Here is a 16427-nt window from a genome sequence, read left to right as displayed (position 1 = left end):
CACTCGACGCAGCGGCGGCACGCTTCACCGCGCGGTCCAGCCCTGTGCTTTCAACGCAACAATTCTGTGATAACATCGCCACGATGACTTCGGTCGAGGAATACGGTCCCGTCCGCGAGACCCGTCGTGCAGCCGTCCTGCTCGCCGGACGCACTCGGCTGATGCCCGCGATCGAGATCGGCACCTTGCTGCTCGCGGTCGGCATGTCCGTAGCGACCTATTTCATCGTCGCGGGGACGGGTGGGCAGCAGCGGCTGCTGACACCGCCGCTCGTCGCGCTGCTGCTTGTCGCCAATCTCGTGCCGCTGATGGCGCTGATGGTGCTGGTGGCGCGGCGGGTCGCGGTGAAGCGCGCGCGGGATGCCGGCGGGACGGGGCGGCTCCGCGTCCGGCTGGTGGCGACCTTCTCGGTCATCGCCAGCGTGCCGACGCTGCTCGTCGTGATCTTCGCCTCGCTGCTGTTCCAATACGGCGTCGAGTTCTGGTTCTCGGATCGCGCGCGCACCGTGCTCATCAACTCGGATCGCGTGGCGCAGGCCTATGTCGAGGAGAACCGGCAGCGGCTGAGCGCCGATATCGTCGCGATGGGGACGGACGTCGCCAACGCCCTGATCAGCGTCAGCGTCGACGATCCCCGGTTTAGCGCCGCCTTCGCGCGGCAGGTGGCGTATCGCAACCTCTCCGAAGCGGCGATCATCACCATCGGCCAGGACGGGGCGCGGCGTCTCGTTGTCGGCGCCAATCTCGATCGGCGGCCGTTGGAGCGGCGCCTGCCGAACAGCGCGCTGGCCGACCTCGCCGCCGGTACGGCGAAGACCGCGACGGCGCGCGACCGTGTCGAAGGCGTGATCGCGCTCGACCCGCAGGCGCGTGCTTACCTCTACGCCTCGCGTCAGGTCGATCCGCTGGTGCTGGCGCAGGTGTCGCGGGCGCGGGCGGCGCTGAACGACTACAATTCGATCCTCGACCGTACACGGCTGCTGCAGCTGCGCTTCAACGCGGCGCTGATCCTCGTGTCGCTGCTGATCGTCGCGGCGGCGATCTGGATCGCTTTGGTGGTGGCCGACCGGCTGGTGCGCCCGGTGGGCGAGTTGGCGCTGGCGGCGCGCAAGGTCGCGGCGGGCGACCTGTCGGCGCGCGTTTCGACGCCGCCCAGTCGCGACGAGATCGGCACGCTGGCCGCCGCCTTCAATCGCATGACCCGCCGCCTCGCCGAGCAGACTGGCGCGCTGATGTCGGCCAACACGCTTCTCGAAACCCGCCGCGCGCTGACCGAGGCGGTGCTTTCGGGCGTCAGCGCCGGCGTGATCTCGTTGGATCAGGACCGCCGCGTGCGCCTGATGAACTCGTCGGCGGCGGCCTTCCTCGGCACCGAGCCGCAGGCGCCGGTGGGGGAGCCGCTCTCCGCCGTCGCACCCGAGCTCGACGGGCTGATCGGCGATGGCCTCGCCCGCGATGCCGTGGTGCAGATCACCGTGGCGGGCGAGATCAGGACTCTCGCCGCCAAGATCGTCGAGACGGCGGGTGGGCATGTCATCACCTTCGACGACATCACGCAGCAGTTGAACGACCAGCGTCGCGCCGCCTGGGCCGACGTCGCGCGGCGCATCGCCCATGAGATCAAGAACCCGCTGACGCCGATCCAGCTTGCCGCCGAACGCCTCCAGCGCCGCTACGGCAAGGAGATCCAGAGCGATCCCACGATCTTCGAGCAGCTGACATCGACCATTGTGCGACAGGTCGGCGACCTGCGCCGCATGGTGGACGAGTTCTCGTCCTTCGCGCGGATGCCGAAGCCGGTGTTCCGACCCGAGGTGGTGGCAGACATCGCCCGCCAGACGGTGTTCCTGCACGAGGTCGCGCATCCTGCCATCACCTTCGGCTTCGAGGCGGAAGAGGGCATCCCGCCGATGATCTGCGACCGCCGTCAGCTCGGCCAGGCGCTGACCAACATCGTCAAGAACGCGGTCGAGGCCGTGGAGGAGAAGGGCGGGGGCGAGCAGTCGGTGACGGTGCACCTGTCCGATGCCGAGAGCCGGCTGGTGATCGAGGTCGCCGATAGCGGCATAGGCCTGCCGCCCGATCGCGAGCGGCTGACCGAGCCGTATATGACGACCCGGGCCAAGGGCACCGGCCTAGGCCTCGCGATCGTGCGCAAGATCGTCGAGGAGCATTGCGGCACGCTGACCTTCGCCGACCGGCCGGAGGGCGGGACGATCGTGCGCATGGCCTTCGATCGTGCCGCGCTGGAACGGCTGCGCATCGCCGACGAACAGGAAGACGAAGACACGCCGGCGATGCTGGCGAGAGTGAGGAGCTGACATGGCGCTTGAGGTGCTGATCGTCGACGACGAGCGCGACATTCGCGAGCTGGTCGCCGGCGTTCTCGAAGACGAAGGCTATACGACGCGGACGGCGGCGAACAGCGACGAGACGCTTGCGGCCTTGAGCGAGCGGCGGCCGTCGCTGCTGCTGCTGGACGTCTGGCTGCAGGGATCGCGGCTCGACGGGCTCGACCTTCTGGAGGAGGTCAAGCGGCGCGACGCGACCCTCCCGGTCATCGTCTTTTCCGGCCACGGTAATATCGACACTGCCGTGGCCGCGATCCGGCGCGGCGCGGTTGAGTTCATCGAAAAGCCATTCGAGACCGAGGCGCTGATCCATCTCGTCTCCCGCGCGACCGAGACCGAGCGGCTGCGGCAGGAGAATGCCAGCCTGAAGGCGCAGATCGGGCAGGAGGAGGACCTGACCGGCACGTCCTCCGCGCTGAACGCGATCCGCGCGACGCTGAAGCGGGTGGCACCGACCGGCAGCCGGGTGATGATTACCGGCCCGAACGGCGTCGGCAAGGAGGTCGCCGCCCGCCTGCTCCACCAGTGGAGCACGCGGGCGCGCGCACCCTTCGTGGTGGTGTCCGCCGCGCGGATGACGCCCGACCGGGTGGAGGAGGAGCTGTTCGGGAGCGAGGAGGGGGAGACCGTTCGCCCCGGCCTGCTTGAGCGGGCGCATGGCGGCACGCTGTTCCTCGACGAGATCGCGGACATGCCGCTGACCGCGCAGGGCAAGATCCTGCGCGTCCTGACCGAGCAGAGCTTCACCCGCGTGGGCGGGCAGCGGATGGTGAAGGTTGACGTGCGGGTGATCTCCGCCACGGCACGTTCGTTGCCCGGCGAGATCGAGGCGGGGCGGTTCCGGGAAGACCTCTATTACCGGCTGAACGTCGTGCCCGTGCATCTCCCCTCGCTGGCCGAACGGCGCGAGGACATCCCGCCGCTCGTGAACCACTTCGTCGCCCGCTACGCCAGCGACCGGGGGGTGCAGACGCCGGAGGTCTCGGCCGAGGCGATGGTCGCGCTGCAGACCTATGACTGGCCAGGCAATGTCCGCCAGCTGCGCAACATGATCGAGCGGACGATCATCCTGGCACCCGGCGACCGGCTGCAGACCATCGACGCGGACCTGCTGCCGGCCGAGCTGATGAACGATCAGGCGCGGCTGGAGCCGGGGGCGGCCGCGCGGTCGATCATGGGCACGCCATTGCGCGAGGCGCGGGAGACGTTCGAGCGCGAATATCTACGAGTCCAGATCAGGCGCTTCTCCGGCAACATCTCCCGCACCGCCACCTTCATCGGCATGGAGCGTTCCGCCCTCCATCGCAAATTGAAGACGCTCGGTATCGCGGAAGGGCGGCCGGAAGACGAATGATCGCAGTGCAGCAATTCATGGACGCGACAGGGAGGTTGCGGTAAAAGCGCTGTCAATCCTCACCGAGCGGGCGAGGGCGGCACGACGCCGGCAAGGCGCAAAGCGGACGACGATCCGCCAATAATGGTGACATGATATGGCCGACTCCAAGGTCAACAACCTTCAGGACATCTTCCTCAACGCGCTCCGCAAGTCGAAGACACCCGTCACGATGTTCCTTGTGAAGGGCGTCAAGCTGCAGGGCATCATCACCTGGTTCGACAACTTCTCCGTCCTGCTTCGTCGTGACGGGCAGGCGCAGCTGATCTACAAGCACGCTATCTCCACGGTCATGCCGGCGCATCCGCTCGACCTGTCCGAGATTGAGGCGGCGTTCGTGGAAACGCGCAAGCCGGTGATGCTGCAGGAGGTGTTCCTCAGCGCCGTGAAGCGCGAGCGCGAGCCGGTGACGATGTTCCTGGTCAACGGCGTGATGCTGCAGGGCGAGATCGCCGCCTTCGACCTGTTCTGCATGCTGCTGCGCCGCGATGGCCTCAGCCAGCTCGTCTACAAGCACGCGATCTCGACCGTGCAGCCGGCTCATCCGGTCAACCTGATGGATGCCGGCGAAGAGGGGGAAGAGGACTGAGCGGCTTCGGACGGGAAGACGGCGACAGCTTCAGCCGGGGCGCCAAGGCGATCGTCGTCCTGCCGGATCGCGGCGGCGACGGCCAGCGTTCGGCGGATGCGCGGCTGGAGGAAGCAGCGGGCCTTGCCGAGGCGATCGGCGTGGATGTCGTGGAGAAGGTCGCCTTCAAGGTGCGCCAGCCCAAGGCCGCGACCCTGATCGGATCGGGCCAGGTCGAGCAGCTCGCCGCCACCGCGCGGATGTGCGAGGCGGAGCTGGTCGTGGTCGACGCGCCGGTCACGCCCATCCAGCAGCGTAACCTTGAAAAGGCGCTGGAGACCAAGGTCATCGACCGCACCGGCCTGATCCTCGAAATCTTCGGGGAGCGGGCGGCAACGGCGGAGGGGCGACTACAGGTCGAGCTGGCCCATCTCGACTACCAGTCCGGCCGCCTCGTGCGGTCCTGGACCCATCTTGAGCGGCAGCGCGGCGGCTTCGGCTTCCTCGGCGGCCCTGGCGAGACGCAGATCGAGGCCGACCGGCGGATGATCCGCGACCGCATGGCACGGTTGCGGCGGGAACTCGATCAGGTCGCGCGGACGCGGGCGCTCCACCGCGCGCGCCGGCATCGCGCGCCCTGGCCGGTGATCGCGCTGGTCGGCTATACCAATGCCGGCAAGTCGACGCTGTTCAACCGGATGACCGGCGCGACGGTAATGGCCGAGGACCTGCTGTTCGCCACGCTCGACCCGACGATGCGGCAGATCCAGCTACCCGGCATCGACAAGGCGATCCTCTCCGACACGGTGGGCTTCGTCTCCGACCTGCCGACGCAGCTGGTCGCCGCCTTCCGCGCCACGCTGGAAGAGGTGACGGCCGCCGACCTGATCGTCCATGTCCGCGACATCTCCCACCCGGACAGCGACGCGCAGGCAGCGGATGTCGAGCAGGTGCTGACCGAGATCGGCGCGATTGGCGAGGGCAAGGCGACGGTGATCGAAGCGTGGAACAAGGCCGATGCGCTGGACGCCGAAGGCCGCGACCATGCCGAGGCGGAGGCGGCGCGGCGTGAGAACGTGGTGCTGATCTCGGCGCTTGAGGGGCTTGGGCTTGAGGACCTCTCCCGTGCAATTTCGGAGCGGCTGGTGGTTGGTGCGCGGCTGCGCACCGTGGAACTGGATGCGACCGAGGGCCGACGCATCGCCTGGCTTCATCAGCATGGCGAGGTGCTGGAGACGCGCGAAGAGGGTGAGAGCGTCGAGATCGACGTGCGGCTGAGTGAGGCCGACTGGGCGCGTTTCCTGGCGCAGGAAGATTGAACCTATCCTCCCCCGCAAGGGGGAGGTGGCAGGCGCAGCCTGACGGAGGGGGCGGGCGGCGATGCCGCCGGCCTTCCTGTCCTCCCCCTCCGTCGCCTGTCAGCGCCACCTCCCCCTGGCGGGGAAGGATCATTTGCCCTTCGCCCGCACCCAGAGCGCTTCCTTTTCGTCCATCGAAAGGCGTGGAAAGTCGGCGCTCATCGCCTCCATCGCGCGGAAGCGGGTGGCGAACTTTTCGTTGGCGCAGCGGAGCGCTTCCTCCGGGTCGATGCCGAGATGGCGGGCGTAGTTGACGACGGCGAAGATCAGGTCGCCGATCTCCTCCTTCCGCTCGGCGTCGGTTCCAGCGGCGGCGACCTCGGCCAGTTCCTCGGCGATCTTATCGAGCGGCCCCGAGGCGTCGGGCCAGTCGAAGCCGGCGCGCGCCGCCCGCTTCTGCAGCTTCTCCGCTCGCATCAGTGCAGGCAAGGCCACCGCGACGCCGGCGAGTGCACTGCTGTCGGCACCGTCCGCGCGTTCCTGCGCCTTGATCTCTTCCCAGCCGGGTGACGCGCCGTCGCCGAAGACGTGGGGATGGCGGCGCTCCATCTTGTCGCTGATCGCGCTGACCACGTCGTCGAAGGTGAAGGCGCCGATCTCCTCCGCCATCCGCGCGTGGAACACGACTTGCAGCTGAAGGTCGCCGAGTTCGCCCTTCAGGTCTGCCATATCGCCGCGCGCGATGGCGTCCGCCACCTCATAGGCTTCCTCGATCGTATAGGGGGCGATGGTCGCGAAGCTCTGCTCGACATCCCAGGGGCAGCCGCGCTCCGGATCGCGGAGGCGCGCCATGATGCCGAGCAGGCGATCGATCGTCCCGTCGCCCATCACAACTCTCAGGGCTTCGGCCGCCCGCCGCCCGGAGGTCCGCCGGGACGCGGTCCGCGCGGGCCACGGCTGTTGGGGCGATCGGGGGCCGGACCCCGGCGCGGCCGGTCGCCGGTGCGGTTGGGGTCGCGCGGCACGGCGCGCGAGGGCGCGGGGGCAGGGCGGCCGGGGGCGACCGAATAGCCTTCCTTCAGCAGCCGGTTGAAGGCCTGACGCACGCTCTCGTTGATCGCGGCCTGCAGCTCGGCCGGCAGATCGGCGAAGGTCGCGTTAGCGTGGACGGCGTTGATGTCGCGCAGCAGGTTGTTTGGCAGGCCCTTCGACGCGGTCTTCAGCGCCCCCACCGCGTCGATCACGGCGGAGAACATGATCTCCTGCATCACCTCGGTTGCGGACTTCGTCATGACAACCTTCCGGTTTCTCGCTGTCGGCCTTGGGAAAGGCCGACTTAGACGAACGCTCTGCAGGTGCAAGGCCGCAGAGGCTGCGCGAATCAGCCCGCCGGCTTGAAGTCCTGATTCGCCCGAAGAGGGTGGCGACGAGCAAGGCGGATCGTGGACCCGCCAGCACGTCCCGGCACCCCGATCGTTGCAGGCCCGTCATAGGAAATGAGAACGACTGTTGGGTATCGGGGGCGGTGCTCGAACCCGCCGCCCCGGTCTCCTTTCAGCCGGGCTCTGTTCGGCGATGAGGCGGGCCTTGACAGGCGGAGTGCGTCCCCTTTGCCCGATGCCCTACGGACCGACCTGCCTTCGATGGCCGCCGCAGCCCTCCCTCCCTCCCGGGCTGCGGCGGCCATCTACGTCTCAGCGATGCTGCGGCTCCAGCTTGGGGAGGCGCAGCAGCGCCAGCCCGCTTAGGGAGAGGACCGCGGCCCCAACCGCCGGTGCGATCAGTCCTCGCGTGACGAAGGGTGCCACTGCTGCGGTGCCGAGGGATGTCAGGCCCAGGATGGCGAGGATCGTGAAGGCCGATCCACGGGCGTCGTCGCCACGCGCGGCAAGGATGGCGGTGTGGAACCCGCTCGGACTGCGCAGGCCGAGGCCGATGTTGAGCGTGATGAAGAGGGCGATGATCACCGCTATCGCGCCGCCGCCCGCCAGAGCGTAGAGAACCATGCCTGTCCCGGCTGCGGCCGAGAGCGCCGTGCCGGTAAGGATGAGCCGCTCGCCGGAGGAAAAGCGCGAGGCGGTGTTCGCGGCGACGATGAAGGTCGCGACGCCGGCCATCTGCATCTCGATGAAGTGGCTCAGGCTTCCGCCCATCGTGCGCGTGAACACCGTGGGCGCGGCGAAGACGACCACCAGCAGCGCCGCCAGCGTACAGGCCTGGCTGACCGAATAGCGCAGGAAGACGGGGTCGCGGATCAGGCGGAAGAAGCCGCCGGGATGCACTGCGCGCGAGACGTCGGGCAGGCGCACGAAGGCGACGAGGATCGCGAGCAGCATGGCGAGGGCGGCGATCAGGTCGAAGGACGCTTGCCAGCCATAGGCGTGCAGCAGCCACACGCCGGCGATCGGCGCAAGGGCGGGGGTCAGCGCCTCGATGCTGCCGAGCGCGCCGATTGCCCGCACGGCCTTGTCATGGCCGTAGACCGCGCGGATCAGCCCCGGCGCGAACACCGCCGCCGCCGACCCGGCCGCCCCCTGCACGAAGCGGAGGCCGATCAGCATGTCGATGTCGGTGGCGTTGGCACAGAGGAGTGAGGTCAGCGAGTAGGCGACCAGTGAATAGGTCAGCAGCAGGCGTTGCGAGAGGCGCCCGGCAAGCTCCCCGAACAGGATGAGCCCGCAGGCCGTCCCTGCGGTGAAGCTGGCGAGGACCAGCTGCGCGCGTGCGAGATCGCCGCCGAGTATCGCCGGCAACCCGGGGACGGCGGGTAGGATCAGGTCAGTGCCGGCGAGGCCGAGCATGGTGCCGGCGACGGCGAGGATGAAGGTGGGGAGGGGCTTGAGGGTCAGCGGCATGGGCGGGCGGATAGGGGCATTAAGTTTCAGGGTGAAGCTGGCGCTGGCAAGCTCACCAGTCCCCCGCCGCCGCCATCCACAGCGTGATCGCCGCAATCGCCGCCGTCTCCGCGCGAAGGGTACGCGGGCCGAGGCCAATGCCGCGTGCGGAAGCGAGCGCCCGGACCGCCTCTCGCTCGGCCGGATCGAACCCGCCCTCCGGGCCGATCAGGATCGCAGCAGGACCGCGATGCGCGCGCATCGCTTCCAGCGCCGGCTCCCCCCCGGTCTCGTCGGCGAAGAACAGCGCGCGGTCGGTTGGCCAGTCCTTCAGCAGCACCGCCAAGCCGACCGGCTCCGCGAGCGAGGGGAGGGCGTTGCGCCCGCATTGCTCCGCCGCCTCGATCATATGGGCGCGCAGGCGTTCCAGCTTCGGCTTCTCGACCACCGTCCGCCGGGTGATCACCGGCACGAGGCGGTCGACGCCCAGTTCGCAGGCCTTTTCCGCGACGAGGTCGATCCGTCCCTTCTTGATCGGCGCGGCGACCAGCCAGAGGTCGGGCACCGCCTCGCGCGGGCGGAGGTGATCGGCGACCGTCAGCTCGATCGCGCGCTTGCCCACCGCCTCGACCCGCGCCGCCCAGTCTCCGGTCAGGTCGTCGAACAGGTTCACGCCGTTGCCCGGACCCAGCCGCATGACGTTGCCGAGATAGTTCGCCGCCGCGCCTTCCAAGCGGAGGGGGAGGTCGGCGGAGAGGGGCTGCTCCACGAACAGACGGGGCATGGAGGCGGGCGGCCAGGCGGGGATGGCGGGCATGGGCGCGGGTTTAGTGGGCCTTGCATCGCGCCTCTACCCCCGTTCATCCCCAACGCCGTTCGGGCTGAGCCTGTCGAAGCCCCAGCGCTCACCGTTTCGCTGGCCTTCGACAGGCTCAGGGCGAACGGTGTTGAGGGAGGAGGCGGGCAGGTTGAGGCTGTAGAGGGCCCACACAGGTTTACCCGTCGCGCCTGCCCGCCTATCTGCCCCTCCATGCCCGCACCCATCCTCGCCTTCGAAGACCTCGGCCTCAACCAGGGAACGCACTGGCTCTTCCGCCATCTCGACATCTATGTCGGGGAGCGGGACCGGCTCGCCCTGATCGGCCGCAATGGGGCGGGAAAGACCACGTTGCTGAAGCTGCTCGCCAAGCGGATCGAGGCGGATGAGGGGCGGCGTACGATCGTGCCGGGCACGCGGGTCATCCTGTTGGAACAGGAGCCGGCAATGGCGGGCCATGCCACGTTGCGCGACTATGCGATGTCCGGCGAAGACGCTCCGCCCGCGCATGAGGTGGAGGCGATCGCCGATCAGATCGGCATCGACCTCTCCCGCGATGCGGCGACCGCCTCGGGCGGCGAGCGCCGCCGCGCCGCGATCGCGCGTGCGCTGGCGATGGAGCCGGACGTACTGCTATTGGACGAGCCGACCAACCATCTCGATCTCGCCGCCATCGAATGGCTGGAAAGCTGGCTCGCCCGGTACAACGGCGCGTTCGTCGTCATCAGCCATGACCGTACCTTCCTGACGCGGCTCACCCGCCAGACCCTCTGGCTGGATCGCGGCGGCATCCGCCGGGCGGAGGTGGGTTTCGGCGGGTTCGAGGCGTGGACCGAGAAGGTCTATGAGGAGGAGGCGCGCAATGCCGAGCGCCTCGACGCCAAGCTGAAGATCGAGGAGCATTGGAAGGAGCGCGGCGTCACCGCCCGCCGCCGCCGCAACCAGGGCCGCCTCTCCAAACTCTACGAGATGCGGGCGCAGCGCGCGGCGATGATGGGGCCGCAGGGCACCGCCCGGATCGCCATCGCGGCGGACGACAACAAGACCAAGATCGTCATCGATGCGGAGCATGTGACCAAGCGGTTCGGCGACCGCACGATCATCGACGACCTGACCTTCCGCGTGACGCGCGGCGACCGCATCGGCGTGGTCGGCGCGAACGGCGCGGGCAAGTCGACGCTGCTCAAGCTCCTTACCGGCGAATTGCCGCCCGATGAGGGTCGGGTGAAGCTCTCCCAGACCCTCGACGGCATCGTCATCGACCAGCAGCGCAAGCTGATGGCTCCGGAAAAGCGGGTGCGCGAGGTGCTGGCTGATGGCGGCGACTGGATCGAGGTGCAGGGCGTGAAGAAGCACGTCCACGGCTACCTCAAGGAGTTCCTGTTCGAGCCGTCGATCGCCGAGGCGAAGGTCGGTACTTTGTCGGGCGGCGAGCGCAGCCGCGTCCTTCTCGCGCGCGAGTTCGCGCGGCCTTCCAACCTGCTGGTGCTGGACGAGCCGACCAACGACCTCGACCTGGAGACGCTCGACCTGCTGCAGGAGGTGATCGCCGACTATCAGGGCACCGTCCTGATCGTCAGCCACGACCGCGACTTCCTCGACCGTACGGTGACGGTGACGCTCGGCCTCGATGGGTCGGGCAAGGTCGATATCGTCGCCGGCGGCTATGAGGACTGGCAGAAGCAGCGGACGGTCCGGTCCGAGGTCAAGCGACCCTCTGCTCCCAAAGCAGATGTGGTACAGTCAGCGGTGAAGGCCAAGTCCAAGCTCTCCTACAAGGACCAGCGCGACCTCGACCTGCTACCCGCCGAGATCGAGAAGCTGGATGCGGCGATCGCCCGCGACGAAAAGGCGCTGGAGGACCCAGACCTCTACACGCGTGATCCGGCGAAGTTTCAGGGGTTGATGACCGGACTGGAAACGGCGCGCCGGCGCAAGGAAGAGGCGGAGCTCAGATGGCTGGAGCTGGCGGAGTTGGCCGGCGGGTAGATCGTTGCGTCATTTGCTATAAAACCAGGCCGAAATACTTCACGACGCCCAGCACCGGTACGAACAGCGCCACCACGCCGAACATGGGCCAGTTGAAGCCGCGCGGCTCGATGTCGCTAGACTTATCTACGGCTGCGCGGTTCATCTGGTTCTCCCTGATTGTGAGGGTGAACGCGCGGTGAACGGTGCTGTTCCTCAGGCGAGGCGTTTGCCCTGTCGTCCTGCAAGTTCAACGACATACTGCCAGGCGACTCGTCCCGATCGGCTGCCGCGGGTTGTCGCCCATTCGATCGCGTCATGCGGGTTGAAGGTCAGGTCGTGCGCCTCGGCGTAGCCCGCGACCATCGCCACATAGGTGTCCTGGTCGCAGACATGGAAGCCGAGGCTGAGCCCGAAGCGATCGGCGAGCGCCAGCTTGTCGTCCACCACGTCGCGGGCGTTGATCGCGCTCGATTGCTCAGCGATGTCGCGGGGAACGAGGTGGCGGCGGTTGGAGGTGACGGTGAGACGCACATTCTCCGGCCGCGCCTCGGCCCCGCCCTCCAGCAGCGAGCGGAGGATGCGCGGCGCGTCCGATCCTTCGGAAAAGGCGAGGTCGTCGAGGAACAGGACGAAGGCGCGCGGCACCGGGGCGAGCAGGTCGAACAGGGCCGGCAGGGTATCCAGCGCATCCGACGCCGCTTCGATCAGCGCGATCTCCGCGCCTTCGGCCTGCAAGCTCGCCACCGCGCTCTTGGTCAGCGCCGACTTGCCTGCCCCGCGTGCGCCCCAGAGCAGGATGTCATGCGCCGGCAGGCCAGCCGCGAGCCGCCGGCTGTTCTCCAGCACCGCCGCCTTTTGAGGATCGATCCCGGTCAGGAGGGCGATCGGGACGGGCCGGAACGCCCGCACCGCGCCCAGCACGCCGCCCCGCCAGATGTAAGCCGGGAAGGCCGCAGGATCAGCGGAGGGACAGGGTGCGGGGGAGAGCCGCTCCAGCGCGGCGGCGATACGGTCGAAGGAGTCGGTCATGGGCACTGCCTTTACCCATTCGGGACAGATGGACGAAATGTTCCGGCTGCGTAAGATCCGCGAAACCGGACATGCCGAAGCGCGTTCACGCGAGCGGCGGCACAGTGTCGCACGAAGGGGGCATGACTACGCATGACGGACAGGCGACGCATCACGCCGGTGATTCTCTCTGGCGGATCGGGAACGCGGCTCTGGCCGATGTCACGCACCAGCACGCCGAAACAGTTCCTCAGCCTGACCGCCGAGGCGACGATGTTCCAGCTGACCCTTGAGCGCACGCGCGACGGCGGGCGGTTCAACGCGCCGATTGTGGTGTCGAACACCGCCCATGCCGACCTGATCTCCGCGCAATTGCAGGAGGCGGGCGTCACCAACGGTACGATCATCCTTGAACCCATGGCGCGCAACACCGCGCCGGCGATCGCACTCGCGGCATTGGCGGCGGACGCCGACGATCTCCTGCTCGTGATGCCGAGCGACCATGTCATCAACGATGTCGAGGCGTTCCGCGCGGCGGTCGAGCGGGTGGCCCCGCTGGTCGAACAAGGCTGGCTCGCCACCTTCGGCATTACGCCCAACGCGCCGGAGACGGGCTATGGCTACATCCAGCGCGGCGACGCGATCGAGCCCGGTGTCCACAAGGTGACACGCTTCGTCGAGAAGCCGGATTTCACCACGGCGCAGGCCTATCTGCTGGAAGGGAATTTCAGCTGGAACGGCGGCATCTTCCTGTTCACCGCCGGCGCCTATCTGGAGGCACTCGGCACCTTCGCGCCCGACATGCTCGACGCCACGCGCAAGGCAATAGACGAAGCCTATCGCGAGGGTGAGCGCGTCTACCCGGACGCTGCGGCCTTCGGTGCGTCGCCGTCCGACTCGATCGACTATGCCGTCATGGAGAAGGCGGAGCGCGTGGCGGTGGTGCCGGTCGACATGGGCTGGTCCGATGTCGGCAGCTGGGACGCGCTCCACGCGCTCGCCGTCCGCGACGAGCATGGCAATGTCCAGTCGGGGGAGGTTCACGCGATCGATACCCGCAACTGCCTGATCCGGAGCGACGGGCCGATGGTGGCGGCGGTCGGAATCTCCAACCTCATCGTCATCGCGACAGACGACGCCGTCCTCATCATGCCGCGCGGCGAGAGCCAGGCGGTCAAGCGCATCATCGACCGGCTGAAAGGCGTCAGCCACGCCACGCTCGACTTTTTCTCGCGCAGGATCGCGGGATGAGCGGGAGCTGGCCGGCCAGATTGTGGTTGGTCCGGCACGGCCAGAGCGCGGGCAATGTCGCCCGCGACGCCGCGCATGAGGCGGGGCAGCATCGTATCGACATTCCTATCCGCGATGTCGACGTGCCGCTGTCGCCGCTTGGCGAGCGTCAGGCGGATTCGCTCGGTCACTGGTTCGCGGCGGGCAAGGGGAACAGCCGGCCGCAGGTGATCCTCGCCTCTCCCTATGTCCGCGCGATGACCACCGCCGAGCGCTTCCGTGCGGCAGGCGGCGCGCCGGGCGAGGTCCGCGTCTGCTGTGACGAGCGGCTGCGCGAGAAGGAGTTCGGCGTCCTCGACGGCCTCACCACCGCCGGGATCGAGGCGACCATGCCCGACCAGTTCGCCTTCCGCAGCCTGCTCGGCAAGTTCTACCACCGGCCGCCGGGTGGGGAGAGCTGGGCCGACGTGATCCTGCGCCTCCGCAGCCTGCTCGACACGGTATCGCTCCATTATGCCGGCATGGACGTGATGATCGTCGCGCATCAGGTCGTCGTCCTGTGCCTGCGCTATGTGATCGAGAACCTGAGCGAGGCGGAGATCCTCGCCATCGACCGCGAGGCCGACGTCGCGAACTGCTCCGTGACCGAATATGTCTTCGACGAGAGCATGGGTGAGCGCGGCAACCTCCGCCTCCTCCGCTACAACGTCACCGCGCCGATGGAAGAGGATGACGCGCCGGTCACCCGCGCGCCCGATCCGATGGTCGCGGCACGGGGATGAGCGTGGTGGCGCTCGACGCGGCGTGGCTCGCGGCGCATCCGCTCCGCCTGCCGGAGGGTGAGGTCGACAAGAACGCGCGCGGCACCGTCATGGCGGTAGGCGGATCGCTGATCGCCCCTGGCGCCATCCGGCTGGCGGCGGAGGCGGCGTTGCGCGCGGGCGCCGGCAAGGTGCGCATCGGCGGACCCGCACCGCTTGCCCATCATCTCGCGATGGCGGTGCCGGAGGCGGGGGTGCTCGGCCTGCCGGTCAGCAAAGGCGGCGACCTGACCGCAGGCGGCCTCGGGGCGCTTCGGGAGTCGCTCGGCCGTTGTGACACGCTGGTAATGGGGCCCGGCATGGGCAATCCGAAGGGGGTTCGTTCGCTGGTGAAGGCGCTGCTCGGGGAAGCGCGCGATGGCATGAGCCTGGTGCTCGATGCCGCCGCGATCTCCTGCTCGGGCAAGCTCGGCCGCTTGATCGCCGATCATGGCGGGCGCGTGGTGATGACGCCGCATCATGGCGAGATGGCCGCCCTTCTCCGCTGCGCCGAGGAGGACGTCGCGGCGGATGACGAGACCACCGCGCGCGATGCCGCGCAGAGCTTCGGCGCGGTGATCGTGCTCAAATCCGCCCGCACCGTGGTCGCGGCACCCGATGGTACAACGCTGCGCTACGAAGGGGGCGGCGTGGGGCTGGCGACGGGCGGCTCGGGCGACGTGCTCGCGGGTATCGCGGGCGGCCTGCTGTCGCGGGGGCATGATCCGCTTGCCGCCGCCGCCTGGGCGGTGTGGCTGCATGGCGAGGCAGGGCGCAAGCTCGCTCGTGAGATCGGCCCAATCGGGTTCCTCGCGCGCGAACTGCTGACGGAGGTTCCAGGCCTTATGGCTTCTTTAGAAGGGTAAGCGCCGCCGTTGTCATCGCTTCGGTGGCGGTGCGGACCGTGGTTTCCGCATCCGGTGCCCAGAACGGGCTGTGGATCGACGGCAGCTTGGTCACGTCGCCGCCGGCCTTGTCCCAGTTCGCCTTGGGTACGCCGCCCACCCAGAACAGCAGGCTCTGCACGCCCTGCTTGTCGGCGAGGTAGAACTGGCTGAAGTCCTCGCCGCCCATCTGCGCCTTGCCCTCCCGCACGCGGTCCGCGCCGAAGCGGTCGGCGAAGACCTTGGCCATATTCGCGGTCAGCGGGTCGGTGTTGAAGGTGGCGGGGGTGAACTCGTCCTTGACAGTCACCACCGGCATCCGGTCCTCGGGAATGCCCGCCGCGATCGCCTCGCCCCGCGCGATCCGGGCGATGCCGTCCAGCAGGGCCTTGCGCACCTCCGGCTTATAGCTGCGCACGGTGATGAGGAGGTTCGCCTCGGCCGGGATGATGTTGTGTTTGGTGCCCGCCTGGAACGACCCCACTGTCACCACCGCCGGCTCCGACGGGTCGTTCTCCCGCGAGACGAGCGTCTGCAGCGCGACGACGATGCGCGAGGCGAGGACGATCGGATCCTTGGCGAGTTGCGGGTAGGCGCCATGCCCGCCGACGCCCTTTACCGTCACATCGACCGAATCGACATTAGCCATGACATAGCCCGGCACGATCCCGATCACGCCGGCGGGCAGTTGCGCGGAATCGTGGAAGGCGACGGCGTAGTTCGGCTTGGGAAAGCGGGTGTAGAGCCCGTCGTCCAGCATCGCCGTCGCGCCGGACCCGATCTCCTCGGCGGGCTGGGCGATCATCACCAGGGTGCCGGACCATCGATCCTTCATCGCCGCCAGACGCTGCGCCGTACCGACCCAGCTGGTCATATGCGTATCGTGACCGCAGGCGTGCATCACGCCGGTATCCTGCCCCTCCCGCGTCAGCGCGCGCGCCTTGCTGGCGAAAGGAAGGCCGGTTTGCTCGACCACCGGAAGCCCGTCCATGTCGGCGCGGAGCAGCACGACCGGGCCCGGCCCGTTCTTCATCACCGCGACGACGCCGGTCTTGCCCACGCCGGTCGTCACCTCGAACCCCAGCTTCTTCGCCGCTGCCGCCAGCTTCGCTGCGCTCTTCGTCTCCTGGAAGCTCAATTCGGGATTGGCGTGCAGGTCGCGGTACAGCGTCATCAGCTGCGGCATGTCCTCCGCCACCCCGTCGGCGACCGGATCGGCGAGGGCGGGGGTGGCGGTGAGGAGGAGGGCGGCGAGGGTGGATCGGATCATCAT

The 16427-nt window shown here is 68.4% G+C and carries 15 protein-coding genes; 8 read left to right on the top strand and 7 right to left on the bottom strand.

The window, feature by feature from the left end:
• The first annotated feature begins 83 nt into the window (after window positions 1–83).
• The 4 genes from ACM608_RS09640 (at window position 84) to hflX (ending at window position 5631) form a co-directional block, all read left to right on the top strand.
• Window positions 84–2321, top strand: a complete 2238-nt coding sequence (locus ACM608_RS09640; RefSeq protein ID WP_419683012.1) for an ATP-binding protein — start codon at window positions 84–86, stop codon at window positions 2319–2321.
• Window position 2322: 1 nt separating this feature from the next.
• Entirely contained in the window at window positions 2323–3705 is a 1383-nt protein-coding gene (locus ACM608_RS09635) for a sigma-54-dependent transcriptional regulator (protein WP_419683011.1), read from the top strand.
• Between the two features lie 136 nt (window positions 3706–3841).
• Window positions 3842–4333, top strand: coding sequence for an RNA chaperone Hfq (gene hfq / locus ACM608_RS09630; protein ID WP_419683010.1), 492 nt, complete (start codon window positions 3842–3844; stop codon window positions 4331–4333).
• Window positions 4330–5631, top strand: coding sequence for a GTPase HflX (hflX, locus tag ACM608_RS09625; RefSeq protein WP_419685156.1), 1302 nt, complete (start codon window positions 4330–4332; stop codon window positions 5629–5631). The genes hfq and hflX overlap by 4 nt, the downstream gene beginning before the upstream one ends.
• Window positions 5632–5760: 129 nt before the next feature.
• Here hflX and mazG read toward each other — a convergent pair whose 3' ends face one another.
• From mazG to ACM608_RS09605, 4 genes are all read right to left on the bottom strand, one after another.
• The gene (gene mazG / locus ACM608_RS09620) at window positions 5761–6498 is read right to left on the bottom strand and encodes a nucleoside triphosphate pyrophosphohydrolase (protein WP_419683009.1); all 738 of its coding nucleotides are present in this window, start codon (window positions 6496–6498) and stop codon (window positions 5761–5763) included.
• An 8-nt stretch (window positions 6499–6506) separates the two neighbouring features.
• A complete protein-coding gene (locus tag ACM608_RS09615) occupies window positions 6507–6902 on the bottom strand; it encodes a hypothetical protein (protein WP_419683008.1) in 396 nt (131 codons plus the stop codon).
• A gap of 402 nt (window positions 6903–7304) precedes the next feature.
• On the bottom strand, window positions 7305–8465 hold the full coding sequence (locus ACM608_RS09610) for an MFS transporter (protein WP_419683007.1): 1161 nt from the start codon (window positions 8463–8465) through the stop codon (window positions 7305–7307).
• A 52-nt stretch (window positions 8466–8517) separates the two neighbouring features.
• Window positions 8518–9261, bottom strand: a complete 744-nt coding sequence (locus ACM608_RS09605; protein WP_419683006.1) for a 16S rRNA (uracil(1498)-N(3))-methyltransferase — start codon at window positions 9259–9261, stop codon at window positions 8518–8520.
• Between the two features lie 213 nt (window positions 9262–9474).
• Between ACM608_RS09605 and ACM608_RS09600 the strand changes: the two genes are divergently transcribed.
• Window positions 9475–11250 (top strand): ABC-F family ATP-binding cassette domain-containing protein, encoded by a 1776-nt coding sequence (locus ACM608_RS09600; RefSeq protein WP_419683005.1) that lies wholly within the window; start codon window positions 9475–9477, stop codon window positions 11248–11250.
• Between the two features lie 16 nt (window positions 11251–11266).
• On the opposite strand, the gene ACM608_RS09595 is transcribed toward ACM608_RS09600, so the two are convergent.
• Window positions 11267–11395, bottom strand: a complete 129-nt coding sequence (locus ACM608_RS09595) for a hypothetical protein (protein WP_419683004.1) — start codon at window positions 11393–11395, stop codon at window positions 11267–11269.
• A 50-nt stretch (window positions 11396–11445) separates the two neighbouring features.
• Window positions 11446–12261, bottom strand: a complete 816-nt coding sequence (locus ACM608_RS09590; RefSeq protein ID WP_419683003.1) for an ATP-binding protein — start codon at window positions 12259–12261, stop codon at window positions 11446–11448.
• A gap of 132 nt (window positions 12262–12393) precedes the next feature.
• Here ACM608_RS09590 and ACM608_RS09585 point away from each other — a divergent pair, with 132 nt between their 5' ends.
• From ACM608_RS09585 to ACM608_RS09575, 3 genes are read left to right on the top strand one after another with little or no spacing between them, the layout of a single operon-like run.
• The gene (locus ACM608_RS09585) at window positions 12394–13491 is read left to right on the top strand and encodes a mannose-1-phosphate guanylyltransferase/mannose-6-phosphate isomerase (protein WP_419683002.1); all 1098 of its coding nucleotides are present in this window, start codon (window positions 12394–12396) and stop codon (window positions 13489–13491) included.
• Window positions 13488–14252, top strand: coding sequence for a histidine phosphatase family protein (locus ACM608_RS09580; RefSeq protein ID WP_419683001.1), 765 nt, complete (start codon window positions 13488–13490; stop codon window positions 14250–14252). Before ACM608_RS09585 ends, ACM608_RS09580 begins: the two co-directional genes overlap by 4 nt.
• Window positions 14249–15136 carry an NAD(P)H-hydrate dehydratase gene (locus ACM608_RS09575; RefSeq protein WP_419683000.1) on the top strand — a complete coding sequence of 296 codons (888 nt, stop codon included), beginning with the start codon at window positions 14249–14251 and terminating at the stop codon, window positions 15134–15136. Before ACM608_RS09580 ends, ACM608_RS09575 begins: the two co-directional genes overlap by 4 nt.
• Here the strand turns inward: ACM608_RS09575 and ACM608_RS09570 are convergent.
• Window positions 15114–16424 (bottom strand): amidohydrolase, encoded by a 1311-nt coding sequence (locus ACM608_RS09570; protein WP_419682999.1) that lies wholly within the window; start codon window positions 16422–16424, stop codon window positions 15114–15116. The genes ACM608_RS09575 and ACM608_RS09570 overlap by 23 nt on opposite strands.
• Between the last annotated feature and the right edge of the window lie 3 nt (window positions 16425–16427).

This window comes from Sphingomonas sp. ID0503 (assembly GCF_048565625.1).
GTDB lineage: Bacteria > Pseudomonadota > Alphaproteobacteria > Sphingomonadales > Sphingomonadaceae > JBLZUR01.
The sequence above is the reverse complement of the archived record's forward strand: the minus strand, read 5'-3'. Positions and strand labels throughout refer to the sequence as shown.